24 protein-coding genes and 2 pseudogenes are annotated in these 26,810 nt (G+C 60.5%); 16 read left to right on the forward strand and 10 right to left on the reverse strand.

Annotated features, from left to right (window positions below; genetic code table 11):
- From C6571_RS14735 to C6571_RS14765, 7 genes are read right to left on the reverse strand one after another with little or no spacing between them, the layout of a single operon-like run.
- Nucleotides 1–654 (reverse strand): amino acid ABC transporter permease, encoded by a 654-nt coding sequence (locus tag C6571_RS14735; RefSeq protein WP_106447356.1) that lies wholly within the window; start codon nt 652–654, stop codon nt 1–3.
- Between the two features lie 32 nt (nt 655–686).
- On the reverse strand, nt 687–1,520 hold the full coding sequence (locus tag C6571_RS14740) for a transporter substrate-binding domain-containing protein (protein ID WP_106447357.1): 834 nt from the start codon (nt 1,518–1,520) through the stop codon (nt 687–689).
- 42 nt (nt 1,521–1,562) lie between these two features.
- On the reverse strand, nt 1,563–2,561 hold the full coding sequence (locus tag C6571_RS14745; RefSeq protein WP_106447358.1) for a glutamate cyclase domain-containing protein: 999 nt from the start codon (nt 2,559–2,561) through the stop codon (nt 1,563–1,565).
- Nucleotides 2,558–3,841 carry an aminotransferase class I/II-fold pyridoxal phosphate-dependent enzyme gene (locus tag C6571_RS14750; RefSeq protein ID WP_106447359.1) on the reverse strand — a complete coding sequence of 428 codons (1,284 nt, stop codon included), beginning with the start codon at nt 3,839–3,841 and terminating at the stop codon, nt 2,558–2,560. Before C6571_RS14750 ends, C6571_RS14745 begins: the two co-directional genes overlap by 4 nt.
- Before the next feature lie 13 nt (nt 3,842–3,854).
- Nucleotides 3,855–4,934 (reverse strand): glutamate cyclase domain-containing protein, encoded by a 1,080-nt coding sequence (locus tag C6571_RS14755; protein WP_106447360.1) that lies wholly within the window; start codon nt 4,932–4,934, stop codon nt 3,855–3,857.
- Nucleotides 4,935–4,949: 15 nt separating this feature from the next.
- Complete coding sequence (locus C6571_RS14760; RefSeq protein WP_211300647.1) at nt 4,950–6,449, reverse strand: aldehyde dehydrogenase family protein; 1,500 nt, start codon at nt 6,447–6,449, stop codon at nt 4,950–4,952.
- Nucleotides 6,450–6,476: 27 nt separating this feature from the next.
- Entirely contained in the window at nt 6,477–7,364 is an 888-nt protein-coding gene (locus tag C6571_RS14765; RefSeq protein ID WP_106447362.1) for an NAD(P)-dependent oxidoreductase, read from the reverse strand.
- A 245-nt stretch (nt 7,365–7,609) separates the two neighbouring features.
- On the opposite strand from C6571_RS14765, the gene C6571_RS14770 reads away from it, so the two are divergent.
- A complete protein-coding gene (locus C6571_RS14770) occupies nt 7,610–8,530 on the forward strand; it encodes a LysR family transcriptional regulator (RefSeq protein ID WP_106447363.1) in 921 nt (306 codons plus the stop codon).
- Between the two features lie 49 nt (nt 8,531–8,579).
- Entirely contained in the window at nt 8,580–9,023 is a 444-nt protein-coding gene (locus C6571_RS14775; RefSeq protein WP_106447364.1) for a helix-turn-helix domain-containing protein, read from the forward strand.
- 48 nt (nt 9,024–9,071) lie between these two features.
- Here C6571_RS14775 and C6571_RS14780 read toward each other — a convergent pair.
- Nucleotides 9,072–9,968 (reverse strand): annotated as a pseudogene (locus C6571_RS14780) (IS3 family transposase); the annotation flags it as partial.
- A gap of 65 nt (nt 9,969–10,033) precedes the next feature.
- On the opposite strand from C6571_RS14780, the gene C6571_RS14785 reads away from it, so the two are divergent.
- A complete protein-coding gene (locus C6571_RS14785; protein WP_106447337.1) occupies nt 10,034–11,194 on the forward strand; it encodes an IS30 family transposase in 1,161 nt (386 codons plus the stop codon).
- Between the two features lie 9 nt (nt 11,195–11,203).
- On the opposite strand, the pseudogene C6571_RS14790 reads toward C6571_RS14785, so the two are convergent.
- Together C6571_RS14790 and C6571_RS14795 are read right to left on the reverse strand one after the other, a co-directional pair.
- A pseudogene (locus tag C6571_RS14790) lies at nt 11,204–11,455 on the reverse strand (transposase); the annotation flags it as partial.
- 119 nt (nt 11,456–11,574) lie between these two features.
- Complete coding sequence (locus tag C6571_RS14795; protein ID WP_211300648.1) at nt 11,575–12,747, reverse strand: acyl-CoA dehydrogenase family protein; 1,173 nt, start codon at nt 12,745–12,747, stop codon at nt 11,575–11,577.
- A gap of 82 nt (nt 12,748–12,829) precedes the next feature.
- Between C6571_RS14795 and C6571_RS14800 the strand changes: the two genes are divergently transcribed.
- Genes C6571_RS14800 through C6571_RS14860 form a run of 13 tightly spaced genes read left to right on the forward strand, consistent with a single transcriptional unit; the run spans nt 12,830 to nt 26,808 of the window.
- Nucleotides 12,830–14,377: a class I adenylate-forming enzyme family protein gene (locus C6571_RS14800; RefSeq protein ID WP_106447365.1), complete on the forward strand. Its 1,548-nt coding sequence runs from the start codon at nt 12,830–12,832 to the stop codon at nt 14,375–14,377.
- Nucleotides 14,374–15,171, forward strand: a complete 798-nt coding sequence (locus tag C6571_RS14805) for an ABC transporter ATP-binding protein (protein WP_106448268.1) — start codon at nt 14,374–14,376, stop codon at nt 15,169–15,171. The genes C6571_RS14800 and C6571_RS14805 overlap by 4 nt, the downstream gene beginning before the upstream one ends.
- Nucleotides 15,168–17,114 (forward strand): AMP-dependent synthetase/ligase, encoded by a 1,947-nt coding sequence (locus C6571_RS14810; protein WP_106447366.1) that lies wholly within the window; start codon nt 15,168–15,170, stop codon nt 17,112–17,114. Before C6571_RS14805 ends, C6571_RS14810 begins: the two co-directional genes overlap by 4 nt.
- Nucleotides 17,111–17,995, forward strand: a complete 885-nt coding sequence (locus C6571_RS14815) for a branched-chain amino acid ABC transporter permease (RefSeq protein WP_106447367.1) — start codon at nt 17,111–17,113, stop codon at nt 17,993–17,995. The genes C6571_RS14810 and C6571_RS14815 overlap by 4 nt, the downstream gene beginning before the upstream one ends.
- A gap of 2 nt (nt 17,996–17,997) precedes the next feature.
- Nucleotides 17,998–19,050 (forward strand): branched-chain amino acid ABC transporter permease, encoded by a 1,053-nt coding sequence (locus tag C6571_RS14820; protein WP_106447368.1) that lies wholly within the window; start codon nt 17,998–18,000, stop codon nt 19,048–19,050.
- A 47-nt stretch (nt 19,051–19,097) separates the two neighbouring features.
- The gene (locus tag C6571_RS14825; protein ID WP_106447369.1) at nt 19,098–20,315 is read left to right on the forward strand and encodes an ABC transporter substrate-binding protein; all 1,218 of its coding nucleotides are present in this window, start codon (nt 19,098–19,100) and stop codon (nt 20,313–20,315) included.
- A 22-nt stretch (nt 20,316–20,337) separates the two neighbouring features.
- Nucleotides 20,338–21,129 carry an ABC transporter ATP-binding protein gene (locus C6571_RS14830; protein ID WP_106447370.1) on the forward strand — a complete coding sequence of 264 codons (792 nt, stop codon included), beginning with the start codon at nt 20,338–20,340 and terminating at the stop codon, nt 21,127–21,129.
- 29 nt (nt 21,130–21,158) lie between these two features.
- On the forward strand, nt 21,159–21,884 hold the full coding sequence (locus C6571_RS14835; protein ID WP_106447371.1) for a TetR/AcrR family transcriptional regulator: 726 nt from the start codon (nt 21,159–21,161) through the stop codon (nt 21,882–21,884).
- On the forward strand, nt 21,881–22,666 hold the full coding sequence (locus C6571_RS14840; protein WP_106447372.1) for an enoyl-CoA hydratase/isomerase family protein: 786 nt from the start codon (nt 21,881–21,883) through the stop codon (nt 22,664–22,666). The genes C6571_RS14835 and C6571_RS14840 overlap by 4 nt, the downstream gene beginning before the upstream one ends.
- Nucleotides 22,663–23,721: a CaiB/BaiF CoA transferase family protein gene (locus tag C6571_RS14845; RefSeq protein ID WP_106447373.1), complete on the forward strand. Its 1,059-nt coding sequence runs from the start codon at nt 22,663–22,665 to the stop codon at nt 23,719–23,721. The genes C6571_RS14840 and C6571_RS14845 overlap by 4 nt, the downstream gene beginning before the upstream one ends.
- The gene (locus C6571_RS14850) at nt 23,718–24,527 is read left to right on the forward strand and encodes an SDR family oxidoreductase (RefSeq protein ID WP_106447374.1); all 810 of its coding nucleotides are present in this window, start codon (nt 23,718–23,720) and stop codon (nt 24,525–24,527) included. The genes C6571_RS14845 and C6571_RS14850 overlap by 4 nt, the downstream gene beginning before the upstream one ends.
- Nucleotides 24,524–25,618 carry a beta-ketoacyl-[acyl-carrier-protein] synthase family protein gene (locus C6571_RS14855; RefSeq protein ID WP_245901301.1) on the forward strand — a complete coding sequence of 365 codons (1,095 nt, stop codon included), beginning with the start codon at nt 24,524–24,526 and terminating at the stop codon, nt 25,616–25,618. The genes C6571_RS14850 and C6571_RS14855 overlap by 4 nt, the downstream gene beginning before the upstream one ends.
- The gene (locus tag C6571_RS14860) at nt 25,615–26,808 is read left to right on the forward strand and encodes a thiolase family protein (protein WP_106447375.1); all 1,194 of its coding nucleotides are present in this window, start codon (nt 25,615–25,617) and stop codon (nt 26,806–26,808) included. Before C6571_RS14855 ends, C6571_RS14860 begins: the two co-directional genes overlap by 4 nt.
- The last annotated feature ends 2 nt before the right edge of the window (nt 26,809–26,810 follow it).

Raw genomic sequence — 26,810 nt, forward strand, 5'->3', positions numbered from 1 at the left:
TCAGCGCCGCTTGGCAGCAGGGGTTTCGAGCCAGCGGAAAACGCCGCTGGCCAAGGTCGTGAGAACAAGGTAGAACGCTGCCACCATGATGAAAACCTCATAAGAGGAAGCGGTCCGCTCCATGATGAGCTTGCCGCTCAGCGTCAGGTCAACCACACCAATACCGGCCACCAAAGACGTGTCTTTGATGAGAACGACGACCTGGTTTCCGATGGCGGGAACCACTTTGAGGATGGCCTGGGGGAGCACAACGCGATAGAACACGCCTGAGGGCTTCAAGCCGATGGCGCGACCGGCATCCCATTGTGTTTTGGGAACCGCATCAACGCCGCCCCGAAAGACCTCGGCGATGTACGCGGTGTGCTGCACGGCAATCGCAATGGCTCCGCAGTAGAGCCCATCCAGGCGGGAGCCCAACAGCGGGGCACCGTAATAGACCACTAGGATGAGCAGGAAGGTCGGGACGTTTCGAAGAAACTCGATGCCCGCATACGCCGGCACCCAAACCAAACGCTGCGAGGACGTGCGGGCGAGGACCAAGACCATGCCCAGGGCAATTGATGCTGGCAAACACATGGCCACCAAAGCCAGTGTCACCAGGAAGCCGTCGAGAAACTCAGGCAACCACCCGGAAGCCAGATTGAGCCAGTTCATGCCTTGGTCCTTCGCCTGTCGTCTACCTAGACTTACTTGTTGCCAACGTAGTATTTGGCATTCAGCGGCGCTTTACCGAACCAGGTTTTGTAGCTGGCGGCATAGTCGTTGAACATGGAGCCGGCACGCATCTCGTTCACATAGGTGTCCAGGGCCAGCCACCACTTGAAGTCACCTTGCTTCATGTAAATGGCGTTGTTGGTGACAGCGGTCATGCGCTCTTCCAGCACACGGACATCCTTGTTCTGCGAGGCGTACCACAGCGCGACCGGCTCATCGAGCTGCGCAGCGTCCACACGGCCACCTTTGACTGCGGTGAACTGCGCGCCAATCGAGTCCAGCGTGGTGGTCTTCGCCTTGGGGAAGAACTGATTGGCACGGTCGGCCTGAACCGGCGTCGACAGGATGGCCGTGGTCACCTTCTCGGTGTTCAGGTCAGAAAACTTCTTGAACTTCGAGTCAGCTTTCACGATGACCACAATGGACGAGTCGATGTAGCCACGCGTGAAGGCCACACGGGCCACACGGTCCGGCAACACGGTGGCCACGTGGATACCAAAGTCCACCTTGCCGCTGTTGACGTTCTCCCAGCGAGCTGCGGAACTCTGCTTCACAAACTCGATGTGCTTGGGGTCATCGCTGCCGAACAGGCCTTTGGCAATGAGCTTGGCCACATCGATGTCGAAACCAACGTGGTCACCCTTTTCGTTGATGAACCCAAACGGCGGGGACTCGCTGCTCACGCCCACGATGACTTTGCCGCGCGCCAGCACTTCATCCAACTTGGATTTTTCCTGGGCAACAGCTGCTTGGGACATCAGCAAACCTGCAGCGACAGCGCAGATGGCGTTAAGTATTTTTTTCATGGAAGCACCTTGTAGTGAAGTGAATGGATGGAAAGGACTGCCCTACGAAACCAATGCTGGCTTGACTACCGCCCGCAGCATCTCTGCAAACGCCACGTGGATTTCCAGATGGAGACCATCCACGTTGGCATCAACAACGTTTTGAACCGAATTGATAAGGCCGATATCGACCCCTCGGTTCAGCAATTGGCGCTCCAACTCAGGAGCATTCAGCAGGCGGACGTCTTTGCGCCTCGCAGCCATGGCGGCCGCAATCGCATTGCAGCCCCAGTTGGAACAAGCGGCGGTCACCAGCACATCGCAGGGTGTCACGGCCGCTATGGTGCCGCCAAATTTCACGTGCTCCGCAACAGCGGCAGAGACCACGCCCATGCCGATTTCGTTGCCACCGTCGCCGACCGCCACCGTCGGGACACCCTGCGCGATGGCTTCTTCAAAAAGCACATCGATGCGGGCTCGCCCCATGCCGTAGTCAATGGCACGCATGCTGTAGTAAACGCCATCCTTGGCCCGCCCCACCCGCTCGGTGGAGAAGAACAGGCTCGGCTGGTACCGCGCCAGCAGTGCCTTGGCCTCGGAGGGTGCATCCGCATCACTCGTCGTGAATGGGAGGAGGGTTACCACCGCCAGGCTGCCGTCCTTGCAAGCGATTTGCGCCTGTTCAAACGGCAGAACTGTCAACCCAGCACTGGTCAGAATGGCTCGCATGCCAGGCAGGAGCGTTTCTTCTGCTAACACGACGCAATGCACCCGCTTGGCCAACGACAGCGCGCGCGCGATGATGGCAGCTCCGGCCGGACCATCGTTCTCACCAATCTCCGTCGAAATCCACGCCCGAGAGACTGACCCGGTGGTGACAAACACGGTGGCGCCATCTGGCACGGCCAGAAGCGCGTCAGCGGCTGCGCCCACCAGTGGACCGCCTTGCCGTGCCCTGGCTGCGGCATACAAGTGCTCAACCCCTCGCCCACCGATGTCCAGGCTTACCAGTTTGTCCAGACGTTCGTCCATCGCCGCAATGATTTTTGGGTCAACGATCATTTCGCCTCCCCCAGAATCAAGGTAGCCAGCGCCGACGGCGTCCGGACCATCTGTGCAATCTTCGTGAAGGATGCGTCCACCGCATCCACCACGCTACCCATGCCCCCAGCGCGCTCAATGGCCCCATGTGTGGGCTTGAGACGAACTGAAACCCGGGCGCCTGGCTGTCCGTGCGTGTTCACCGTCAAAATGCCGTGGTCACGCAGCAAGACCATACCGAGCGCCGATGTGATTTCTGCCGGTACAAGCTCGGTGTTTTCGGGTTTCAGACCCGCTCTCCTCAGGACTTCGGTCAGCGTCAGGTCTTCTTCAATCATGGGGCCGAGGTCGCTCTTGGCGACAAGTGCCGTTCCCAGACGCTCTTGCAGCGCTTGGGCCAGCTTCTGCCCACTTTGCGCTTCATCCAGCAAGTCCTGAGGCGAAAAGCGCTGAATCGAACGCAAGGCGCTCGCCGCGATGGGCGCCCGGGCCTCCATCCCGTACTCGGACGCCTTGGCCGCCACACGCACCACCAGGTCAGGGCGGCCCACCAGAAGACCAGACCGAGGGCCGGACAGGCCGGCTTTGTCGCAGTTGGTGATGGCCAGGTCGCCACCCAGCTTCAGACTCAGAACACCACCGTGGAGCACGGGGCGCATCCGTGCGCCGTAAGCCTCATCCAGCAAAACATTCGCTTTCCTGGCCTTGGCCAATGCAGCGACGTCCATCGCCACCTCGTCGGCCAGGAATTCCAGGCTGCTCGTGACGGTGGTGATGACCACCAGGGCGGGCTCGTTTTCTTCGAGCGCCTTCACCCAATCCTTGTCGCCCTGCACTTCAATCAGCTCGACCCTGGCGATGCCACAACCGCGAATGACCGACGCATGTGAACGACCACCAGGCGGCACCACGGACACGACCGGCTTGCCACCAGCCAGCGCAGCGATGGTGGCGATGATGCCGGCGCTCGTGCGATTGACAGGCGCCACCGCATCATCCGGTTGACCACCCATGTGTTCGATGGCGGCCAACCGCAGTTCCTCGGCAAACAGCCCCGGACCCACCCACTCCTCGCAGTGGGTGTTGAGGTCTTCGACCTTCAGGGGAAAATCCCGTTGGTTTCCGGTAAAGACACCGATGGACTGGGGTCCCAATCTGCGGACACGGTCTGCGGCCACTTTTTGCCCCTGCCGAAGGCGGCGCGCCTCGTCAACACTGGATTGAATGATGGCGCCACGGGCAAACCCGACGATGGGGTCGAGGATGTTGCCGAACGAGTCGCTTGTTTTTTTCGCCTGCATTTTTTGCTCCAGGTCACACGGCTGATGCCGTGCGAATAGAAATTCCGGCGACCTCATTGAGCAGCCGCACAAAGGCCAGATGCCCCGCAAAGTCGATGCCATCCACCACCATGGACTGCTTGGAAGTCGCACCGTCTCGTGCACCAGCGGCAACCGTGACGGCAATCAGTTCGTGCTCCGTGTCTGCGTCATGCAGCACATCGGGGTTGGACAGGAGCACCGCCAATGCGGCGTTGACCGCACAAGCACCCCAGTTGGAAACCGCAGCGCTGACCGTGACGTCGGTCGCCACCACCGTCACGACACCCGAGGCATGGCCGGCCATAGAGCGACCACGCAGGGGCAGGACATCACGGATGGCCTCGCGCATGGCGCCAAAGCCCACCTCGTTGCCGCCATCCCCAATGCCGACCGTCAAAACGCCCGCCTCGGCCGCGTGGTAGGCCAGCAAATAGACGTACCCGACAGCCAGTGGGTCACGGCAGTCACCCCGGACGCCGTGGAACTGGCCTTCCACATTGGGCCCATCACGCTCGACAAACACCACGGCGGTTGGTGACCAGCGCTCAATGAGCTCCCGTGACTTGGTCTGACCCCGATTCAGCCCGATGGGGAATGACTCGACCGCCACCGGCGTGAAACTGCGCCCAGGTTGCTTGGCAGCCCATACCGCAAGCTTGGAGTTGATGAGTTCAACTGCGGCAACCACCGGCGGCAAGTGAGCGTCTTCAGTTACGAAAACCACTTTGGCCTGCAGCCCCTTGACGATGCCGGTCGCCAGCGCCGCGGCACCAACAGGACCGTCGGTTTCCCCCAGCGGGAGGTTGGGCGCCACACCCGCACCCGTGGCAATGAACACGGTGTCACCAGGCTTGACCCGCTCCTTGAGCGCGGACGCCGCGACCATCGAAAGGGGCGCGCCATGGTGAGCCCGACACACTTCATACATCGGCACCACGATGCCGGGAGGAAGTCCCCCCGTCAGGGGGCGAATCTCCAACGTCATCAGTCGGTCGATTCGGTTGCCCGACTCGACCTGTTCCGACGTCAAGACGTCTTTCCAGGCGGCGGCTGCAATGGACGAAGTGTGCACGTTGGCTCCCTGCTCTCAGATGCCGAAAGTCACGCTTTTGCGGCTCGTGTAGCTTTCCAGCGCGCCTTCAATCGAATACTCCGCGCCGATGCCGCTTTGTTTGGCGCCACCGTAAGACATGCCCGGAATCTGGCCGCCCGCACGGTTGACCTGTATCCAACCGGCATCCAGCTGCTCGGTCGCGCGCATCGCGGCGTTGATGTCATTGGTGAACACGTAGGCAGCCAGGCCGTAATGCGTGTCGTTGGCCATCGCCAGCACTTCGCTTTCCTCGTCCCATGGAATCGCTACCAATACGGGGCCAAAGACTTCCTCGCGAGCGATACGCCAACTGTTGTCTACGCCACTGAAGATGACCGGGGTCGGGAAGTAGCCCTTGGCCTCCCCGGCTGGCGGAGGCAGGGCGCCCACTTCCACCTTCGCGCCTGCGTCCATGGCTTCCTTGATGAAGCCACACACTGCGTTGTAGCGCTCTGCATTGATGACCGCACCAATGTCCGTCGTTTCGTCGAGCGCATCGCCCACTTTCAGTGCATTCACCTTCTGCACCAGCTTGGGCATCACCTTGTCCCAGATGGAGCGGTGAACAAAAAGACGCGAGCCGGCCGTGCACGATTGGCCCTGGCGGGCAAAACGCATGGCAGCGATGATGTTGTTGACCGTGGTGTCCAACTGGGCATCGACGCCTGCGTCCGCATACACGATGCAGGGGCTCTTGCCACCCAACTCCAGGGTCAGGTGACCGATGCGGTCTGCCACGGCATGAGCGACCTTCTGCCCCACCTCATGTGAGCCCGTGAACGACACCTTCGCCACATCGGCGTGCTGGCTCAATGGCGCGCCAGCCTCCAGGCCCTCGCCGGTCACCACGTTGAACACGCCGGCCGGGAAGAGGTCTGCAGCCAACTCCGCGATTCGAATGACGGCCAGGGGCGCGTCTTCCGCAGGCTTGAGCACCAAGGTGTTGCCCGTGCCCAGCGACATGCCGATTTTCACGGCTGCCAGCACCAGCGGCGAGTTCCAGGGAATGATGGCACCCACGACACCAAACGGCTCACGGGTGGTGTAGCTGAAGAGGCCAGGACCCAAGGGAAGAGTCTCCCCCTTTTGCTCGGCAATCACGCCGCCGTAGTACCGCAGCACCTCTGCCGTGCTGGCCACTTCCGGTCGGCTTTGGGTGCGCAAGGCGTTGCCGGTCTCCGCCGCAAGAATTTTGGCGATTTCGTCGGCGTTCGCCGTGATGCGGTTGCCGAACTCGATGAGCAACGCACCCCGCTCGCGGGCGGCCTTGCGGCGCCACTTGGGAAATGCCGCCTTGGCAGCCGCCACCGCGAGGTCGATGTCTCGCGCATCGGCTGCACCAACGTCGGCGATGTGGTCAAGGCGGCAGGGGTTCACCACCGCCAGGGTCTTGCCACCAACGGGCTTGCACCACTCGCCATTGATGAAGTTGCCAGCCAGGCCAGCGGTCGGCAGCTTGATGCCGCTGTAGGTTGTACTGAGAGTTTGGTTCACTTTTATCTCACTGAGAATGAAATGCGTTCAGGCGGCGTTCTGCAGGCGCACGTCCAGCAGCTCTTCGTAGAGTTCACAGATGCTGGTGGAGTCTTTGCCACCCAGACCCTTGGCACGGGCCGCGTTGTAGGTTTGCTTGACCAGCTGACCCAGCGGCATGGGGTAGTTGGAGAACTCGTCCAGGCACAGGCCGATGTCTTTGTGCATCAGGTCAATCGCAAAGAATGCGGGACGCTCGGCTGTGAACAGGGTCTTCTGAAACCAGTCCAACATCTTGCTGCCCGCCATGCCAGCGGTCAGCACATCGCACAACACTTCCAGGTTGCCGCCTGCTTTGACGCTTGCAGCCAGAACCTCGCCCAGGGCAACGGTGTTGATGGCGACGACCAGGTTGTGGCTGAGCTTGGTCAGTTGGCCGGCACCGATGGGGCCGCAGTGAACAATGCGACCGGCCAGGTGTTCAAGCATGGGCTTCACGCTCTCCAGCACATCTGCGCTGCCACCCACCATCAACACCAGTTTGCCGTTGGCAGCACCTGCCACGCCGCCGCTGACCGGCGAATCCAGAAATTCCACCCCATGCTGCGCCGCAGCCTTGGCCAGTTCCTTGGTGGTCTCAGGGTCAACGGTGCTGAAGTCGATGAGCACACCACCCTTCTTGACCGCCCCCAGCACGCCATCGGTACCTGCCACAGCGGCGCGGAGGATGGCGGGCGTCGGGAGGCTGAACATCACAGCATCAGCACCTTCGGCCGCAGCCCGAGGACTGACGGCAGAGGCAGCGCCTTTTGCCACCAGCTCTTTGACTGCGGCTTCGTTCGGGTCGAACACAGTGACCGTGAAACCTGCCGCGACCAGACGGGCAGCCATCTGCGCCCCCATCTTGCCCACACCAATAAATGCAACCTTTTCCATAACGCTTGCGCTCCTGTTTGAATGGAGCGAACTTTAGGCATGCAGGTCGCCGTTGATAAGACGACCGATGCTTACGCATGGCGTTAGAATTTCTTTCCAATCAGGATTCGTTTCCGTGAGGACCTGGTGCTTGGCATTTTTATTGCATGCATCAACTTTTCGGTCTTTCCACTCTAGGGTTTACCCTAGTTTTGGAAGACCATGAATTTTCAGTCCACACAAAGCGTTAGCTTTTCTATCGGCACATGCTGAATCTTTCACGCCTTCATCTGCTGAGCGAGCTGTCCGTGCTGGGCACGATTGCCAAGGTCGCAGAGGCTGTGAACTTGACGCGTCCGGCGGTGTCCCAACAACTGGCCATCCTGGAACAGGAGACAGGCACAGTGCTTTTCGAGCGCTCCGGCCGAGGGGTCAGGCTCACGCTCGCGGGCGAGAGCCTGGTGGCAAGCTCCGCCAAAGTGTTCGACTTGGTCAACGAAATCGAGTCCGACTTGGCCTCAGCCAAAGGCGACGTTGCAGGTGAAGTGCGCATCTCGGCCTTTGGGTCGGTCGCAACAACGTTCATCCCCGCCGTCTTCAAGGAGCTGGTGAAACAACACCCTCAGCTGGCACTTCGATTTGAGGAGCTGGAGCCCGGAGAAAGCCTGAAAGCCGCAGCAGCCAAACAGGTGGACCTGGCACTGGTGGATGACTCCATCAGTGCAGAAGCACTCTCCAGCATGCTGTACTTTCGCCCGGTTTATGAAGACCACCTGGCCGTGGTCATGGCATCCAGCCATCGACTGGCCAACGCCACATCCATTTCCATCACGGACCTCGCTTCGGAGAACTGGGCCATCAACCGAAATGCCCAGACGTACAAGGCCCAAATCGTGAATGCATGCCACGAAGCTGGCTTCGCGCCAAAAGTGGTGGCCAGTTGCAGAAACATCGCAGCGACACTTGAAATGGTGCGCACGGGCTATGTCATCACAGTGTTGCCCGCTTTGGCGCTTAGAGCCGCTGCAACCGACCCCGCGTTCTCGGTGGTCCCCGTGGCGCCTCTGATGGTGCGCCGCATTTTTGTGGCCATGGTTCAGGGGACTTTCCGGCGACCGGCAATTGCCGCAGTCCTACGCGCGCTTGACAGCGTCGTGCCACTTTTCGAGACGCAGCCCCAATCGTGATGCGCTTTCACGACAGGCGAGGCCGGACAACAGGCGTACGATGTGATTCATGAGCACATTCGCAAACTCATTGAAATCAGAAATCGCACGCATCGCTCGCAAAGAGTTGAAAGATGAACTGACGGCATTGAGAAAATCCGCTGGGCACCACCGCTCAGAGATTGCCGGCCTCAAGCGCGACCTGAAAGCGCTGCAGCAGCAGTACAAGGCTCTGGCCAAGGGAGTTCAATCGGCTGGCAAACAAGCCGAACCAACTCAATCTGCACGTGCATCCAGGGGCACGTTTGATGCATCCAAACTGGCCGAGTACCGAGCGCACCTCGGCGTTACGCAAGCCCAACTGGCAGTGCTCCTGCAAGCATCCAGCTTGTCGGTATACAAATGGGAAAGCGGAAAGGTCCAGCCACGTGCCGCCCAGCTTGAGCGGATAACTGCTTTGTTCAAGCTCGGAAAACGCGCAGCACTGAAACAGCTCGACGCACTCACCGAGTAGTCAAGACCAGCGCTGAATAGACTCGAGGGCTGAATCGACCCGGGTTTTCTAGACACCTGCGAACCGTTGGGAATGGCGTCGTTCGAACTCGACCGGCGAAGTATCGCCGGCCGTTGCGTGTCGCCGCTTGGGGTTATAGAACATCTCGATGTAGTTGAAGATATCGACGCGTGCGTCGTGGCGCGTGGCATAGATCTGGCGGCGCACCCGCTCACGCTTGAGCAACTGAAAGAAGCTCTCGGCGACGGCGTTGTCGTGGCAGTTTCCGCGCCGGCTCATGCTGCTGACCAAATTGTGTTCCCGCACGAACGTCTGCCAGTCATGGCCTGTGAATTGACAGCCCTGATCCGAGTGCACCGTGACAGCCTCTTGAGGCCGACGGCGCCATAACGCCATCACAAGCGCGTCCAGGACCAAGCTGGTGTCGATACGGCTGCCCATGGACCAGCCCACCACTTGGCGCGAGAACAGGTCGATCACGACCGCCAGATACAGCCAGCCTTCGTGTGTGCGGATGTAGGTGATATCGGTCACCCAGGATCGATTGGGCTGGGTCACCAGAAACTCGCGCTGCAGATGATTGGGCGCGACCACGGCAGGCGCTCCTGCACGCCCGCCAGGGCGGCGGCGGTAACCTGTCTGCGAGCGCAGCCCTTCGAGCTTGAGCAACCGAGCGACGCGGTGCTTGCCGCAACGCTCGCCCAGATCGCGCATGTCCAGCGTCAGCTTGCGATAGCCATACACGCCGCCGCTCTCCAGCCAGGCTTGCTTGAGCAGGCCAGTCAGCCGTTGATCGTCCTGTGCGCTTGCACTGGTTGGCTCGACTTTCCATGCGTAATAGCCGCTGGGATGCACCTGCATGACCCGACACATCCGCCGAACGCTGTACTGTGCCTCGTGCGCCTTCATGAACGCGTACCTCACCCGGACTGCTTGGCAAAGTACGCTGCCTTGGATTCAACCCGTCGCTGCAACACCTTTGATACAAGTGTGCAGCGAGGAAGATATTCATGGCGAGATTGGGACGTCCCGGACTGTCGGATGCGCAGCGGCGAGAGTTGTGGGAGCGATGGAAGGCAGGGGATTCCATCAGCGACATCGGTCGTGCATTGTTCAAGCACCCTGGGTCGGTGCATGGGGTGCTCGCGTTGGGCGGCGGCATCTACAGCCCGGCGCGCAAACGGGCCGCCTCAGCCTTGACGACACACGAGCGCGAGCAGATCTCTCGCGGTCTGGCGGCCGGTCATTCATGCAGGCAGATCGCCGCGGAACTTGGCCGATCGCCTTCAACGGTCAGCCGAGAGATCCATCGCAATGGCGGTGCCGAGCGATATCGTGCAGCACTGGCCGATGGGCGGGCCTGGGAGCAGGCGCGCCGACCTCAGCCCTGTGCCCTGGCGCTCAATCCTGAGCTGGCCCGGCTCGTGTCCCAGAAGCTGGCGTTGCAGTGGTCTCCTCAGCAAATCGCTGGATGGCTGCGACGAGAACACCCCGATACTGAGCGCATGCAGGTGTCGCACGAGACGATCTATCGCAGCCTCTTCGTACAGGCCCGTGGGGTGCTGAAGAAGGAATTGATGGCTCATCTTCGTACTCGCCGCTCCATGCGGCGAACGCGCGCAGGCCTGGGCAAGGCATCGCCTCGAGGGCAGATCCCTGACGCGGTGTCCATCCTCGATCGTCCCGCGCAGATCGAGGACCGCGCCGTTCCTGGTCATTGGGAAGGTGACTTGGTCACGGGGGCAAAGAATAGCCACATTGCAACGCTGGTGGAGCGTCATTCACGTTTCGCGCTGCTGGTCCAGGTCGATGGCAAGGACACGGCCAGCGTAGTGCAGGCGTTGACGCGCGAAGTCAAGCGACTCCCAGAAGGCTCGATGAAATCGCTGACCTGGGACCGAGGCATGGAGCTGGCCCAGCATCGGATGTTCTCGATGGCCACTGAGGTCGATGTGTTCTTCTGTGATCCACGAAGCCCATGGCAGCGTGGCACCAACGAGAACACGAACGGGCTGGTGCGTCAGTACTTGCCCAAGGGAGCTGACCTCTCGGTCTACAGTCAAGCGGATCTGGATGCTATCTCCATGCGGCTGAACACGAGACCTCGAAAGACGCTGGACTATGAAACGCCTGCAAGTAGACTTCAGCGAGCCGTTGCAGCGACGGGTTGAATCCAAGGCGGCCTTTTTTAGGATGTCGCGCTCCTCTGTCACGCGCCGCAGCTCGGCCTTCAGGCGGCGCAGTTCCTCCGTCTGCGACGCCTGCGCCTGCCGCTCAGCAGCCGGCAGCGCATACGACTTGATCCACTTGTACAGGCTGTGCTGGCTCACGCCGATCCGCGCGGATACATCGGCCACCCGATGGCCTCGCTCCGTGATCTGCTTGACCGCTTCGATCTTGAATTCTTCAGGGTAAGGTTGTTTGCTTGTCATGGCACCTCCTATTGGGCCTCAGGTTTGAGGCTCGAAGGTGTCTACTGAAGCCGGGTCGATTCAATGGCCCAATAATTTACCCAAGCTGAAGAAGCAGTGGGGACTTTTTCAGCATTGCCTTAAGTCTTGACGGCCCGGGGAAGCGACGTCAAACCAAGTGCTCTCGCAATAAGTCCAATCTGAATCTCGCTGGTTCCGTCTCCAATCCTCAAGACTCTCCCATCGCGCCAAAAGCGGGTAGGTGCGCACTCATTCATGAATCCATAGCCGCCGTGGACCTGAATTGCCAAGTCTGCGCATTGTGAGGCCGCCTCCGTGGAGTAGTACTTTGTCATCGAAAGGAAGCCGTCATCGAGTTGGCCTTCGTCGCGCATCCAGGCAGATTTGCGGACCATGAGCCGCGAGGTTTCGACGCGGATTGCAATGTCAGCGATGGCTTTCTGCACCAATTGAAAGTCAGCGATCGATCCACCAAACGCCTTGCGCTCACGGGCATACGCGATCGCATGGTCCAGGCAACCCTGAGCCATGCCGACGGCCATTGCTGAAATAAGAATACGTCCGACCTTGAAGGCTCCGTGTACCAGGTGGCGGCCGTCGCCAACTTTGCCCACGATGCTGGTGGCTGGCGCCGATACGCCGTCCAGGAACACCGGCCGCGTTTCCGATGAGCGCCATCCCAACTTGTCGTATGGCTTGCCGTAAACGAGTCCAGGCGCATCTGCTGGCAAAGCAAACATTGTCATTTGAGGCTTATCCGGCTGGCCACCTGTTACGGCGCATACAAGAACGACAGAGGTGATCGGCGCACCCGCATTGGTTATGAATGCCTTTTCCCCGTCGATTCGCCAGCCGGTGGCGTTCTCCACAGCCCTCGTTGTGTAGCCGGCAGTCCACGATCCGGCTTGAGGCTCGGTACCGGCCACAGCGCCCAGTGCCGTGCCGGCCACGATGCCCGGCAGGTACCGCTCAATCTGCTCGACGCTCCCATTCTCGACAAGCATCAGGCCGGCCGCCATCGAGACCATCAGTGTTACGGCCAACGACTGGTCCTGGCGTGCAATTTCCTCGATTGCCACGCTGGTCTCCTGCATACCTGCACCTGCGCCGCCGAACTCCTCCGAGAAGGGAAGACGCGTGATCCCTAGATCACGCCCACAGCGCAGATAAAGCTCTGGGTCGAACCGCGCTTCCGTGTCGCGTGCGTTGGCACCTGGAGCGAGCTCCCGCTTCGCCCAGTCTGCTACAGATGCCTGGATGGCTGTCTGCTCTTCTGACTCCATGAAGTTCATGTGTGTTCTCCGATTGAGGGTTTACCCGGTAGGAAGACTATTATTCCCGTGGGTATATTAACGTACTTGCAGGAAACATCACGTGCATCTCATCGATTACATAGAACGCGCCGGCTCCTTGCGAAGCCATCACCCGGCTCTGGTTGCGAAGGGGCAATCCCTGAGCTTCGAGGAGGTGGCGAAGCGTGCCCGCCAAGTCGGCGCATCCCTGGCGGAACAGAATCTTCCACTCGGCTCGACGGTGGCGATCCTTGCGGACAACTGTCCCGAGGTGTGCTTACTGCAACTGGGTATCAACCTTGCCGGTCTCGCTTGGACATCAATCCATCCTTCCACCACGACGGACACGACCGCGCAAGTCCTCGACTACCTTGACGCTCGGCTGGTCTTCTTCCAGGCTCAGTATTTCGCCAAGGCAGAGGCGGCTGCGAAGGCTATTCCCGGGCTCATGACGGTCTGCATTAACGGCAGCGCGCCTGTCGGGCGGAGCCTCGATGCCTGGCTGACAACGAATCCGGACCACGAGGTCCTGGGCTCGTTGGCTACGCCCACGACGGCGGCCTGGCTGCAGCACACGGGCGGCGCCGCTGGGCCTTGCCATGGAACTGTGCATTCCCGCAGCGCGATTGAGATCGGCCTCGCCAATGTTGTTGATGCGTTGGGTGCCGGGCAGGAATCGAAGCATTTGGTTGTGGCGCCGCTGACCCATGCGGCCGGAATCTTCTCGCTCGCGTTTGCCTCGGTTGGAGCCACGAATGTCATTCACGAGTTATTCGACGCGGATGCCGTCGACGCTGCCTTGCGCAGCGAGGGGATCACCCATCTCTTCCTTCCGCCCACGGCACTGTATGCACTTCTTGATTTCCTCGATGGGCCGGCCGCCTATCCGGCCCTGCAATGCCTGGTTGTGGCCGGCGCGCCAGTAGCGCCGGAGCGGTTCGAGCAGGCCGTGAACTACCTCGGCCCGGTTTTGCATGAGGTCTATGGCCAGACGGAAACTCTGCTCGCACTAGTTAAGCGCCCGGGAGACTATTTTCTGGGTGGGCGGCTTGATGCCCGTGTGGCTCGTTCGGCCGGAAGGCCCGTCCGTTTCGCGCGCGTCGCACTGCTTGATGACGAGGGTTCTCTAGTGGCTCCAGGGGAGAGTGGTGAGGTGGCAGTTCGGACTTCGATGCTAATGGACGGCTACTACAAGAAGCCTGAGCTCACGGCGCGCAGCCGACGTGGGGGCTGGCACCTCACGGGGGACATCGGTATCGCGGACGAAGCGGGCTTCGTCACTATCGTCGATCGCAAGCGCGAGATGATCATTACGGGTTCCTTTAATGTGTTTCCGGGCGAGGTTGAGGAGGTGCTGTGCGGGCATGAGGGGATCCAAGACTGCTGCGTCTTCGGCATCCCGGACGGCAAGTGGGGCGAAAGCGTGCACGCCGTCGTCAGCCTACGCGAGTGCTCCAGTCTCCAAGAAGACCAGCTTCTGCAATGGTGCAAGGCCGGTCTTGGAAGCATCAAGGCGCCAAAGTCCATCACTATCGTCCCCCAGTCCGCGATTCCGCGTGCGGCCGATGGCGCGGTGGATCGCGCGAAGCTGAAAGCTCCATATTGGGACGGCCAATGGAGGCGGGTATGAGTTCCGGTCTCCTAGGCGCAGCCGTTCCCGGACAGCTCCTCCAGGTCGAAGCAGTCGGCCTGCGCTTCGGTGGGATCGCCGCGTTGCAGAATGTAACGATGCAGGTGAACCGCGGCGAACTGCTAGCGCTTATTGGCCCCAACGGGGCCGGCAAGAGTTCACTGATTAATTGCATCAGCGGCTTCTACCGGCCGACCAGTGGACGCGTCACCTACCAAGGCGAAGACATTACGGGTAGGGCGGTACACCATGTTGCCCGCAGGGGGGTCGTCCGGACCTTTCAGGGAACGCAGCTTTTCGGTTCGCTCACCGTGGCCGAAAGTCTGCTCGTAGCCCGCGAGCAGCGGTTTTCCTACGGCTTGGCATCCGCGTTCTTCTGGACGCCCCGAACGCGCGTCCAGGAGTCGCGTGAGCGCGAAGCCGTGGAAGAAATAATCGAGTTTTTACAGATCGAGCCCTACCGGCACCAGAAAGTCGGAACCCTCGCCTACGGACTGCGCAAGCGTGTCGACCTGGGCCGGGCGCTAGCCTTGGAGCCAGAACTCCTCATGCTTGACGAGCCAATGGCTGGAATGAATGTGGAAGAAAAGGAAGATCTTGCACGCTTCATTGTGGACGTGCGGGAAACAAGAGGAACCTCAATGCTGCTGATCGAGCACGACATGGGCGTTGTCATGGACCTCGCAGACCGTGTGGCCGTCCTGCAATATGGAAAGAAGATTGCCGATGGAACGCCGAAGGATGTGCAGAACGACCCGATCGTGATCGCGGCCTACCTGGGGGCGCACCCATGATGCCGCTGGCAACACTTCCACAGCTTCTGATGGAAAACGCTCGCGTCCGTCCGACTGAGGCCGCACAGCGGCAGAAAAAGCGTGGCATCTGGCGTGAGTACACATGGGCCGAGGTCGCATCGCAGGTTTTGTCGGTCGCTTCCGCATTTGAGCGCTTCGGCGTCGGCCAGGATGACTCGGTGCTGGTCGTCGGCGACAACGAGCCGGAGCATGTTTGGGCTCAACTCGCCGTCCAATGCGTCGGCGCCCGGGCCGTATCTTTGTACCCGGACATCTCGGGAGCCGAACTCGAGCACGTGGCCGCGGACAGCGGTGCCCGCTTTGCAGTCGCTCAGGGCCAAGAGCAGATCGACAAGCTGTTGACTTGCAAGCTCGAGAAGCCACTCCGCAAGCTGGTCTACTGGAAGCAGGACGGCATGTGGTCATATTCCGACGACAGGCTTGTCAACTTCTTTGACCTGACTGCAGGCGGCGACATCGGTGAAACCGTAAAGGCAAGAATCGAACGGGGTACACCGGATGACATCGCGTGCCTCGCCTATACGTCCGGCACCACTAGCATGCCCAAGGGCGTCATCTGTTCGCATCGGTACTTGCTTGACAATGCAGCGCGGCTGCAGGCAGCGGTTCAGTTGCAGCCAGGTGACTCCTACCTCTCCTACACGCCGTTTGCCTGGGCCACCGAGCAATACCTTGGCGTGGCCCTAGCGGTGGCCTTGCCGCTCGTAGTTCATTTTCCTGAGCGGCCCGACCAGGTCCCGGAAGCCATCCGAGAAATTGCCCCGCATTTTTTGGTCTTCGGTTCGCGGCAATGGGAGGCATTGGCCAGCCAGGTTCGAACGCGCATGCTAGACGCGGGCCCATTGCGGCAGCGGTTTTTTAATAGCGTTCTGGATCTTGCCGACCAACTAGAAGCGCGCCGCCGTGATGGAAAGGCAAAGTTCACCGATGAGTTCCTGAGGCGTTGCCTCGACTACGTTGCAATTCACGGCGTGCGCGACCAGTTGGGATTGACGCGTGTCCGAACTGCCTTGCTTGGAGGCTCGGCCATGGCTCCCGAGGCATTCGCGTTCTTTCACGCGCTACGTGTTCCATTGAGGAACGCCTACGGCTGCTCCGAATATGGCGTGGTCATGGGCCATGTGGGTCATGAAGTCCGGGTCGAGTCGATTGGAGCGCTTCTTCCCGTGGAGGAGCAGTTTGGCCCGAAGTTAGAGGCGCAGGTTTCTGCCAGCGGCGAGTTGGAAATTCGCGGTGGCTCGGGCTTCAGTGGCTATTGGAACGCGCCCGAGAAAACGGCAGAAAAATGGCGGGACGGCTGGTTCCAAACCGGCGACGTCGTCTCGCGCAACGGCGACGACTTTATCTATATAGACCGCGTGCAGGATATGCGGACGCTGTCGGAGGGCTCAACCTTTTCGCCACAGTTCTTAGAAGTACGCCTTCGCTTTTCACCCTATGTCAAGGATGTGCTGGTCATTGGTGATGAAAGTCGGCCGTTCGTAGTCGCGCTCATCAACATCGACGGCGCAGCGTTGTCGCAATGGGCCGAGTCACAGAAAATTTCTTTCGGTGGTTATCCCGATCTTTCCCAGCATCCGCGCGTGGTTGAACTTATCGGAGCGGAAATTGGCAAAGTGAACGGGCTGCTGCCCGCGTCAGCGCAAATCCGACGCTTTGCCAACTTCCCCAAAGAGCTCGATCCCGATGAGGGAGAGCTGACTCGTACCCGCAAGCTCAAGCGCGAAGTTGTGCAAGCGCGATACGGCAAGCTCATCGACGCGTTGTATGACGGCGGCACCAGCCATCACCTGAGCATTGATGTCACGCTGCAGGACGGCCGCAAGGGCATCTTCGCCTGGGATGTAACTCTGCGCGACGCAGGAGCTTCAATCAACAAACACAAGACATCTGCCGCCCGTCGCGATGAGGTGACAACATGATCGACTTTCTCAACTATGCCGTGCTGGGCATCCTAACCGGTCAGCTATACGCCATCGTGGCCATGGGGTTCGTGGTGATCTACCGGGCAAGCCGCGTCTTCAACTTCGCACAGGGTGAATTGATTGTCTTAGGCGGCTTCATCGTGTGGACCTTCGTGATGGTTTTCAAGCTTCACCCAGTAATTGGTGCGCTGCTTTCCATTTTGGCCGGTGCGCTCGTCGGCATCCTGATCGAACGGCTGTTTTTCCGCCGCCTAGTAGGGCGCAGCGTGTTCGCGATGGTGATGGTGACAATTGGAATGATCATCCTCCTGCGCGGAGTGATGCTCATTCTATGGGGGGCGCATGAGCGGCAGTTCCCCGCGATCTTCCCGTTGGAGCCCGTGATCATCGGCGAGATATTCATCCCCTCGCCCCTGCTGGCCAGCGGTTTCCTCTCGGTCGTAGCTGCGCTGGCCCTGCACCATTTCTTCAACCGTAGCCGCGCAGGCCTCGCGTTATCTGCGGTCTCAGAAGACCATGAGGTAGCGCAGTCGATGGGCATCTCAGTACGCAAGTCGATGGCCCTGGCCTGGGCCCTCGGCGTATCGTTGTCCATCGTGGGAGCGATGACGTACCTGAGCGGCAAGACGCTTACCTACAACGCCGCCGAGATCGGTTTCGCTGCATTGCCCATCGCATTGCTGGCAGGCCTGGAGTCCATCCGTGGGCTACTTCTGGGCGGCGCCATCATCGGTTTGATACAAGGACTTACGTCAGCGTATATCGACCCGATCTTCGGAGGGCAAGCCTCTGCAATCGTGCCGTACCTGTTCATGCTGGGCGTGCTCCTGATCCGTCCCACCGGCATGTTCGGCTGGAAAATTATCGAGAGGGTGTGAGCATGGATCCCGCTGGTCGTTTCTCCAAAACCTATTCGGCTGACGTAGCGTTGGTGCGTACGCGTCCACAAGCCGTGGCCCTCGTGCTCACACTCATCGCCCTGTTGGTGTTCGCGTTCATGGGTTCACCCCGAATGCTCTCCGTGCTGACGTCTATTTTCACTGCGGCAATCATTGCCGTCGGCCTGCAGGTCACCACCGGCTTTGCTGGTCAGGTCAATCTCGGCCAGGCTGCTTTCGCTGGAGTGGGGGCCTACTGCACCGCCTTTCTGGCTCAACGCTTCTCCGTACCGTTCTATCTGGTTATTCCACTGTCGGGTTTCGCTGCTGCCGGCTTCGGGTGGATCTTCGGCATGGCGGCCGTGAGGATCCGCGGTTTTTACCTTGCATTGACGACGATCGCCGCTCAGGCGCTGTTTCCCTTCGTGATTCTCAACCTGCCATCCAACTGGCTGGGCGGCTCGTCCGGTCTCACAGTGCCACCGGCAACGCTTGGCAGCTGGCGGTTGACGTCGGAGCGCGACCTATACCTCATGGCGCTTGTCGTTGGAATTGTCATGGTAGCCGGCGCATTCGGGATCGTGCGTGGCCGCCATGGACGCGCCTTCCTGGCCGTGCGCGACGATGAACTCGCTGCGGGCATGACGGGGATAGCTGTGGCCCGGACAAAAGCCATGGCCTTTTTTGTCGGCGCGTTCTACGCCGGTGTCGGGGGCGCGCTGATCGCATACCAACTGCGGCTCGTCAACACCGAAGGCTTCACCCTCTTTCAGTCCATTTGGTTTATCGCGATGGTGATCGTTGGGGGCCTTGGCTCAATAGTCGGTGGCATCGTGGGCGCCGCAGCGATCCGGGGCGTTCAGGAAATCCTGTCCACCATCGGGCCGACGCTGGCGGGACTACTCCCCTTGTTGGGAAATTCCTTCGTCTTTGCCGCGATGAACGTCTTCTTGGGAGGAGTCATTGTCGCCTTCCTCATCTACGAGCCGGACGGTTTGATGCGCCGCTGGAGCATTCTCAAATCACAGTATCGCCGCTGGCCGTTCCCGCGCTAAGCGGGGAGTTTCGAACCCCTCTCATAACCAACCAAACGGAGACAAGCATGTTGAAGATCAAGAACCTGATGGCCATTGGCCTGGCTGCCGTACTTTCTATGAGCACAGGACAGGCGCTGGCGCAGAAGACCTATAACGTTGCCTCGCTGGGCGACTATAGCGGGCCATTCGCAAGCATCTACCCGCCTGTGGAGGACGCGCGGCGCGCCGTCATCGAATGGTGGAACAAGGAAGTTGGCGCGAAGAGCCAGGTTACGCTGAAGATGAAGACTTATGACACCCGCTATGACGTTGCGCAGACCGCTTCACTATGGCCGGGCATCAAGTCGGAACTCCAGCCAATTGCGATCCTTGGGCTCGGCGGTTCGGACTTCGCGGCGCTGCAGACGCGCCTACCCGACGATAAGATTCCACTCACCGCTGCCAATGGCGCCTATGGCTTCGCGTGGAAGGCGGATCCCTGGGCCTTCCTTTCGCGCCCGACCTACGCGCACGAGACGGGTGCGTTTGTCAACTGGATGAGCGAGCGTCTGAACCGTCCAGTCAAATTTGTTACGGTCTCCTCCGAAGCCAGCGCCGGCTTTGCCGACATGGCGAAAGGCATACAGACCTATGCCCGAGAGAATCCCACCAAGGCCCAACTCATTGAGACGGTTTTCACCGACCTCCAGCCATCCGATCTCACGCTGCAGATGCGCCGCGTGACGGCTGCCAACCCGGACGTCATCGTGGTGCTAGGCACGATGGGGCAAGTCATCGCTACGAAACGGGCCCTCCAGACGCTCGGCAAGAAGATCCCGGTGCTTGTCTCATCGCACAACGGGCTCGCGACGCTCGGCCCTGTCCTCGGGGGCATGGCGGCCGTTGAAGGAGACTATGAGGCGCATGCAACGGCCCTTGCGACCGCCGAAGCGTCGGACGCGCACGCGTTCTACGAGATGTTGCAGAAGAATTACGGACTAAAGGCAGCCTGGAATGGCTTCACGATTATGGGCCTGGCGCAGACGGTCTATACGGTTCGCGCCATCGAGCGTGCTCAGCAGAAGGCCGGAAATGCCGCCATCACGGGTGCGGATGTTCGCGCGGCGCTCCTCGCTGGCCCCTTCCGCTCGTCCGATCTGTTCGGCCTGGCCCCGGACCTAGAGTTCACCAGTCAGGCGCCTTTCCCCACCACAAGTGCAAAGGTGAACATCGGCACGGTCAAGGACGGGAAGTTCGTCAGTGTGGCGCAGGGCGTTCCTGTACCTACCGTGAGCAAGTGGTAAGAGGCGAAGGACGGCACCTGCCATGCTGAGGCTCAATAACGTCGAAGTCGTCTATTCAGACGTCGTCTTGTCCGTGCGGGGCGTGTCCCTCGCTGTTAGCCGCGGCCAGAGCGTGGCCCTACTGGGCGCCAATGGCGCCGGCAAGAGCACGACTCTTAAGGCGATTTCCGGGTTAATCCACGGCCAGTACGGGAAAGTGGCATCAGGCTCGGTCGAATTCGAAGGCAAATCGCTCGTTGGCATGGCGCCGGACGAAGTCGTCGCCTCGGGCGTTTCGCACGTGATGGAGGGACGCCGCGTCCTGCGTCACATGACAGTGGACCAGAACATTTCCGTGGGCGGCCACAGGCTCGCTAGCAAGGGTGAGATGCTGCGACGTAAAGAGTGGGTCTATGAACTTGTGCCTCAGCTGAAGGACCTGCGGAGCCGCGTGAGTGGCTACCTCTCAGGCGGCGAGCAACAGATGCTTCTGATTTCCCGCTCGCTTATGTCCGAGCCCAAGCTCATGTTGATCGACGAGCCCTCGCTCGGCTTGGCGCCACAGATGGTGGAGGCGATCTACACCCTGCTCAGTCGCTGCCGCGCGGAAGGGACGGCCATGCTCATCGTCGAGCAGAACGCGTCCGCGGTGCTGCAAGTGGCGGATTACGGCTACGTGATGGAAGGTGGACGCATCGTGCTGGAAGGTGCGGGTGAAGAGCTGGCACTCAATGACGATGTCCGGGAGTTCTACCTAGGCGTGGATACCTCCGGCGAGCGAAAGTCGTTTCGTGAGGTTAAGCACTACCGACGCCGCAAGCGCTGGCTAGGTTGAAGTATTAAGAGCCAAGAAGGGAATGCAATATGGCAGCAAGCAAGGCAGGACGGCCTCCGTCACAGGGCGCTATCACTGGAACAGATGATTTCCGCGGCCCGTTCGACAAAGAGTCCGAACATGCACGTAAAAGTAACGCCATCCTGCTGGTGGCGGCGCAAGCGTTCGTCCATGCCGGCTTCCACCACACGTCACTGCAGGACATAGCCAACCGGCTCGGTATTTCCAAGCCGACGCTTGCTTACTATGTCGGCAGCAAGGAAGAAATCCTGTTCAAGTGCCAGCACACAGCGCTGGAACACCTGAAGTTGAACATCCGGGATGGACGGGACGCAACGGGGACAGGTCTCGAGCAGTTGTCTGAGTTCATATTGCACCTGGCTGAGTGGACAGGGAGCGATTTCGCTCGCTGTCTCGTCCGATGCCAGTGGGATCTTCAGGACGAGGAGGCGCTCAACCACCTCGCCACGGAACGGCACCTTATCGATGCGGCACTACAAAAAACCATCGAGAGAGGTCTTAAGGACGGGTCGATTCGCGAGGTTCATGCGCCACTCGTGTCTGCCGCAATCCTCGGCTCGTTGAACTGGATCGCGACCTGGTTCGACCAGACCCGCAGCAAACGTACCGCCCGCGACGTTGGGGTCGCCTTTCTCGACCTCTTCCTAAGCGGCCTCAAAGCGCCGGTTCGCCCCAAAAAAGGGGTGAAAGCTCAGCTCGGCGTTGTGCCGAAAGCTGGTGGAAAAGCCTCATGAATGCAATCAAATACCACTTTGCCGATTCAATTGCAACGCTCACATTCGTGCGTGAAGAGTCGCGCAATGCCATCGACGAATTGTTGATCGCCGAGATGGGTGAAGCCATCCGAAAGGTGTGCATCGACCAGGCGCGCGCGCTCGTCGTTACCGGAACAGGCTCCGCGTTCTGCGCAGGCGCCGATCTGAAGATGGTAAGTCGGCTTATGGAGGAGGGGCCATCAGCGGTTGTCACCCGGTTTCTTGCTCCGCTCCAAAACGTGCTCGCAGCGCTCCGGTCGCTACCGCTTCCGGTGATTGCGGCGGTCAACGGGTCGTGCTTTGCCGGAGGCCTGGAACTGGCACTGTGCTGCGACCTCGTCCTCGCATCTGACGACGCCCGATTCGCCGATGCGCACTCGCGGCATGGGCTCCTGCCCGCGATCGGTGGCGTCCAAGGGTTGCTACGCAGCGTGGGAGCGTTCAAGGCCCGGGAAATGCTTTATACGGGTGATGCGTATGACGCGCAGCAGATGATGGCGGCTGGAATTGTCAGTCGTGTCATCCCCAAGGCTGATCTCGCCGTCGAGGCGCGGAAGCTCGCCTTGAGCTTATGTGAGCGTAGCCCTGCAGGCCTTGCGCGCATGAAGCAGATGGTCGCAGACGAAGAAACGATGGACTGGGGAACGGCTGCGCGTTACGAATTGGCTGTCACCAGTGCTCGCCTTAGCGGAAGCGATCCTGCTGAAGGCGTCCGCGCCTTCCGGGAAAGACGGAAGCCCGAATTCACGGATGCGCCATGAATCAGGGACCTCTCGCCGGCGTGCGAATCATCGAAGTCGAAGGCTTAGGGCCGGCGCCTTTTTGCGGCATGTTGCTGGCTGACCTCGGCGCCGAGGTGACCCTGGTCGGCCGCCCTGACACCGGTGCCACCTTCGGACGCATCTTCATGCGAGGCAAGCGTCGGATCGCACTGGATCTCAAGTCGGACGCCGGCCGCGAGGAGTTACTGGGCTTGTTGGATGCCGCCGATGGATTGATAGAAGGCATGCGCCCAGGGAAGATGGAGCGCATGGGGCTGGGGCCGGCAGAGTGCCTCGCGCGCAACCCGAAGCTTGTCTACGGCCGTATGACGGGCTGGGGTCAGGACGGTCCGCTGGCCCACACAGCTGGTCACGACATCAACTATGTGTCGGTTGCCGGCGCCGCGTGGTACGCAGGTGCGCCGGGCGGTCCGTCTTTGCCGCCCCCAACGCTAGTGGGTGACATCGGTGGCGGCGCGCTGTACTTGGCCGTCGGCATTCTCGCTGGCATCACCCACGCAAGGACTACGGGCCAAGGTCAAGTCGTCGATGCGGCAGTGGTCGACGGTGTCGCCCACATGCAAGCGCTGCTCCACTCCCTGGCCGGCGTGGGGCAACTAGTGGAGGAGCGCGGCGCGAGCTGGATCGACGGGTCGCCCTGGTATGGGACTTACGTGTGTTCCGACGGGAAGCAAGTCTGCGTTGGCACGCTGGAGCCGCAGTTCTTCGCGGAGCTCACTACCCGCCTGGGGCTCGCGGAGCGCTTTCCGGCGGAAAGCCAGTTCGACCAGGCTCAATGGCCTCACATGCGTGCAGCATTGGCTGAAAAATTCGGTGAGCGAACTTCAGCAGAGTGGGCGGAAACATTGGAATTGACGGACGCTTGCGTTTCTGCCGTCCTGTCGTTGCAAGAGGCAGCCGCTCATCCACACAACGTGGCGCGGCGCACGTTCGAGCGCGTCCAGGGCGTGCTGCAGGCCCGCCCTGCGCCGAGATTTTCGCTCTTCCCAGCGCTGCCAGTGAATGAGGTGTCTGCCATTGAGGAGAAGGGATGATGATAAAGGTCGACTACGCGGGTAAGCATGTTTTTGTGGCAGGCGGTACGAGCGGGATCAACTTAGCACTGGCTGAAGCCTTTGCAAGTTCAGGTGCCAGCGTGAGCGTCGTCAGCCGAGATGGTGAACGGGTGCAGCGCGCCGTGGAGCGGCTCCGAGCTCTTGGTGCGAAAGCGGCTGGCGCGGCTGTGGACGTGCGCGATCCCGTAACACTTACCGAGACCGTTGGCGGCTTTTCCGCCCAACTGGGGCTGATCGATGTCGTGGTGTCGGGTGCCGCGGGCAACTTCCTTTGCCCAGCGGAACGACTTTCACCGAATGGATTCCGCACGGTTGTGGACATCGACTTGAATGGATCATTCAACGTCATGCATGCAGCCTTCGAGCACCTGCGCAAACCGGGCGCGAGCCTCATCCACATCACGGCACCTCAATCTAGCGTGCCGATGCGCTATCAAGTCCATTGCGCTGCCGCCAAGGCCGGGGTTGACCAAATGACACGCGTGCTGGCCCTCGAATGGGGTCCATTGGGCATTCGGGTAAACGCAATCAGCCCTGGGCCCATCGACGAGACGGAAGGCTTTGCGCGTTTGATCGCTCCGGATGAGAAGACGCGATCGCGCGCGCAGGGCCATGTCCCGCTCCGTCGCTTCGGGCGTACAGAAGATATCGCCAACCTCGCGTTGTTCCTTGGATCCGATCACGCGGGCTACGTGTCCGGCGCGGTCATTCCATGTGATGGGGGCGGAGCCCTCGAGAGTGTGAAACCCGCCATTGAAGCGGCGGGCAGTAAGGGAAATCAATGATGAATGTGCATGTGCTGGGGGTGGGCCAGGTTGAGCCCACGTTTCAATCTGGGCTGCGGTTGGAGGAGATGGCCTATAGAGCTTGCTCCGCTGCGCTGAAGGATGCGTGTGTCTCACGGGGCGAACTGGACCACGTCACCCTCGCCGCGTGCGACGAGCTGGATGGGCGGCCCATTTCGAGCATGTTGATGACGGCTCCCTCGGGCGGCTACCTCACCGACGAAATCAAGGTCACCGACAACAGCGCGATGGGCTTGGTCCTGGGGCATGCTCGCATTGCCTCGGGCGATTTCGACATAGGCCTCGTGGTGAGTTGGTGCAAGAGTTCCAAGACGGACATTGATGCCGTCATGCGAATGCGTGCGGACCCGTTTTACGTGCGGCCAATGGGCATGGACGGGCGTGTCGCCGATGCGCTGTTCGCCCAGTCCGTCGCGAAGAGACATGGCATCGATGACGAAGGGCTGGCCCGCCGCGTGGGGGTGGCCTATCGACGTGCCTCTACAAATCCGCGCGGCATGCGCCATGCAGTACCGACCGCGGCGCAGGTGACTTCTTCCGGCTTTGAAGCTACGCCCCTTCGCGGCAGTCACCTCGCCCCGGCAACCGATGGCGCCGTGGCGATGGTTCTTGCTTCGGATCGTTACCTTCGGACGCGTCCGGAGATTCGTCCGCTCTGTCGCGTAGCGGGTGTGGGTTGGAACTCCGACAGCTACCGGCTGGACAGTGAGCGACTCGGCGCTATGCGTTCCGCACGAAGGGCCTGGGACCAAGCGCTCGCCGCAGCGGGTGTTGCCTCGGCGCGAGACCTGGACCTGGTTGAACTGGACACCCCGACCATCTTCCATGAAGTTGCCTACCAAGAAGCGCTCGGCATTGCCGATTCTCAAGTCAGTCCTTCGGGAGGGTCTTTTGCGCAGAATCCGGTTTTCTGCACCGGCATAGTCAACGCTATGGAGGCCGTCCTGCAGGTGAGCGGCAGGGCTGGGCCGAACCAGCGCGTTGGCGCACGTCGCGCGGCGGCACATGGCTGCCACGGTTATGCCCAGCAAGGGAATGTCTTTGTCGTGTTTGAGGGAGCCTCTAAGTGAGTTCATCAGTTGCAGTCCTGGGTACCTTCCAATCGCGCTTTAAGACCCAACACCCTGAGTTGACGTATGTCGAGCAGGCGCAGGAAGCCGCGGTGGGCGCCTTGCATTCCGCCGGTATGACTCCGGATGACATCGACGCCATCGTCTTCTCGCTCGCACCGACCAACTTCATGGGCGTTGCAGATGCCGACCGTTGGGCCATTGACGACATCTTCGGCGCTGGCAAGCCGATCTTCCGCGTCCATACCGGCGGTGCGACCGGTGGATCGGCTGTCCATGCCGCGTACAACCTTGTGCGTGGGGGCATGGCGAAACGTGTGCTGATCGTTGGTGCTGAGCGAATTGCCGAAACACCTGACGCGCAAAAGGTGCTCAACCTCATCTTCGACACCTTTTACGAACGCGACCTACCGCTGTCAACGAATACCTCAGTGGCCTTACAGGCCAGCAGGTACATGAAGGATTTCAACCTTACACAGGAGGACTTGGCACGGGTTGTTGTGCGCGCGCGTGGGAACGCCATGCGAAACCCCAACGCCCACTTGCGCGGCGAGATCACCATTGACGACGTGCTGAAATCGCCCGCTATTGCCTACCCGTTGAAACTCTTTGACATCTGTCCCAGGTCATCGGGCGGGGCTGCCATGATCGTCGGGGACCAAGCTTCTGCCGAACGCCACTGCCCGAATCCGGCCTATATCAACGGCATTTCCAGCATGACCGAAACCTATTGGCTTGGTGACCGGATGGGGCCCACTTCGCGATACGGCTATTCCAACCTTGAGTTGATGGGCCTGATGGCGCAGAAGTGTTTCGCACAAGCAGGTATCCGGGATCCCTTGCGCCAGATCCAGGTCACCGAACTCTACGATCCGTACAGCATCATCGGCGCCATGACGCTGGAGCAGTTGGGGTTTTGCAGCCCCGGTACTGCCCTTCGCCTCGAGCGGCAAGGATTTTGGGATTGGGAAAACGGCGTGGTAGCCGTGAATCCTTCGGGCGGTACTTTGTGCACTAACCCGATCGCTGTTACCGGGCTTGTTCGCGCGATAGACGCGGCAAACCAGGTCATGGGCCGCGCGGGCCAGATGCAGCGGCCCGATGTGAAGACGGCCATCTCTACCGCCATTGGCGGTATCGCCCAGTTTTGCAATTGCACAGTATTCGGGACCGAGCCGGTCCTTCACTAATG

Origin of the sequence: Simplicispira suum (assembly GCF_003008595.1) — a bacterium.
Classification (GTDB): domain Bacteria; phylum Pseudomonadota; class Gammaproteobacteria; order Burkholderiales; family Burkholderiaceae_C; genus Simplicispira; species Simplicispira suum.

Coding starts and splice junctions, on each gene's coding strand:
- C6571_RS14735 (WP_106447356.1), bottom strand. CDS start 654: ATGAACTGGCTCAATCTGGCTTCCGGGTGGTTGCCTGAGTTTCTCGAC.
- C6571_RS14820 (WP_106447368.1), top strand. CDS start 17,998: ATGGATCCCGCTGGTCGTTTCTCCAAAACCTATTCGGCTGACGTAGCG.
- C6571_RS14845 (WP_106447373.1), top strand. CDS start 22,663: ATGAATCAGGGACCTCTCGCCGGCGTGCGAATCATCGAAGTCGAAGGC.
- C6571_RS14825 (WP_106447369.1), top strand. CDS start 19,098: ATGTTGAAGATCAAGAACCTGATGGCCATTGGCCTGGCTGCCGTACTT.
- C6571_RS14850 (WP_106447374.1), top strand. CDS start 23,718: ATGATGATAAAGGTCGACTACGCGGGTAAGCATGTTTTTGTGGCAGGC.
- C6571_RS14775 (WP_106447364.1), top strand. CDS start 8,580: ATGAGCACATTCGCAAACTCATTGAAATCAGAAATCGCACGCATCGCT.
- C6571_RS14785 (WP_106447337.1), top strand. CDS start 10,034: ATGGCGAGATTGGGACGTCCCGGACTGTCGGATGCGCAGCGGCGAGAG.
- C6571_RS14830 (WP_106447370.1), top strand. CDS start 20,338: ATGCTGAGGCTCAATAACGTCGAAGTCGTCTATTCAGACGTCGTCTTG.
- C6571_RS14835 (WP_106447371.1), top strand. CDS start 21,159: ATGGCAGCAAGCAAGGCAGGACGGCCTCCGTCACAGGGCGCTATCACT.
- C6571_RS14765 (WP_106447362.1), bottom strand. CDS start 7,364: ATGGAAAAGGTTGCATTTATTGGTGTGGGCAAGATGGGGGCGCAGATG.
- C6571_RS14740 (WP_106447357.1), bottom strand. CDS start 1,520: ATGAAAAAAATACTTAACGCCATCTGCGCTGTCGCTGCAGGTTTGCTG.
- C6571_RS14745 (WP_106447358.1), bottom strand. CDS start 2,561: ATGATCGTTGACCCAAAAATCATTGCGGCGATGGACGAACGTCTGGAC.
- C6571_RS14795 (WP_211300648.1), bottom strand. CDS start 12,747: ATGAACTTCATGGAGTCAGAAGAGCAGACAGCCATCCAGGCATCTGTA.
- C6571_RS14855 (WP_245901301.1), top strand. CDS start 24,524: ATGATGAATGTGCATGTGCTGGGGGTGGGCCAGGTTGAGCCCACGTTT.
- C6571_RS14770 (WP_106447363.1), top strand. CDS start 7,610: ATGCTGAATCTTTCACGCCTTCATCTGCTGAGCGAGCTGTCCGTGCTG.
- C6571_RS14840 (WP_106447372.1), top strand. CDS start 21,881: ATGAATGCAATCAAATACCACTTTGCCGATTCAATTGCAACGCTCACA.
- C6571_RS14750 (WP_106447359.1), bottom strand. CDS start 3,841: ATGCAGGCGAAAAAAACAAGCGACTCGTTCGGCAACATCCTCGACCCC.
- C6571_RS14815 (WP_106447367.1), top strand. CDS start 17,111: ATGATCGACTTTCTCAACTATGCCGTGCTGGGCATCCTAACCGGTCAG.
- C6571_RS14805 (WP_106448268.1), top strand. CDS start 14,374: ATGAGTTCCGGTCTCCTAGGCGCAGCCGTTCCCGGACAGCTCCTCCAG.
- C6571_RS14810 (WP_106447366.1), top strand. CDS start 15,168: ATGATGCCGCTGGCAACACTTCCACAGCTTCTGATGGAAAACGCTCGC.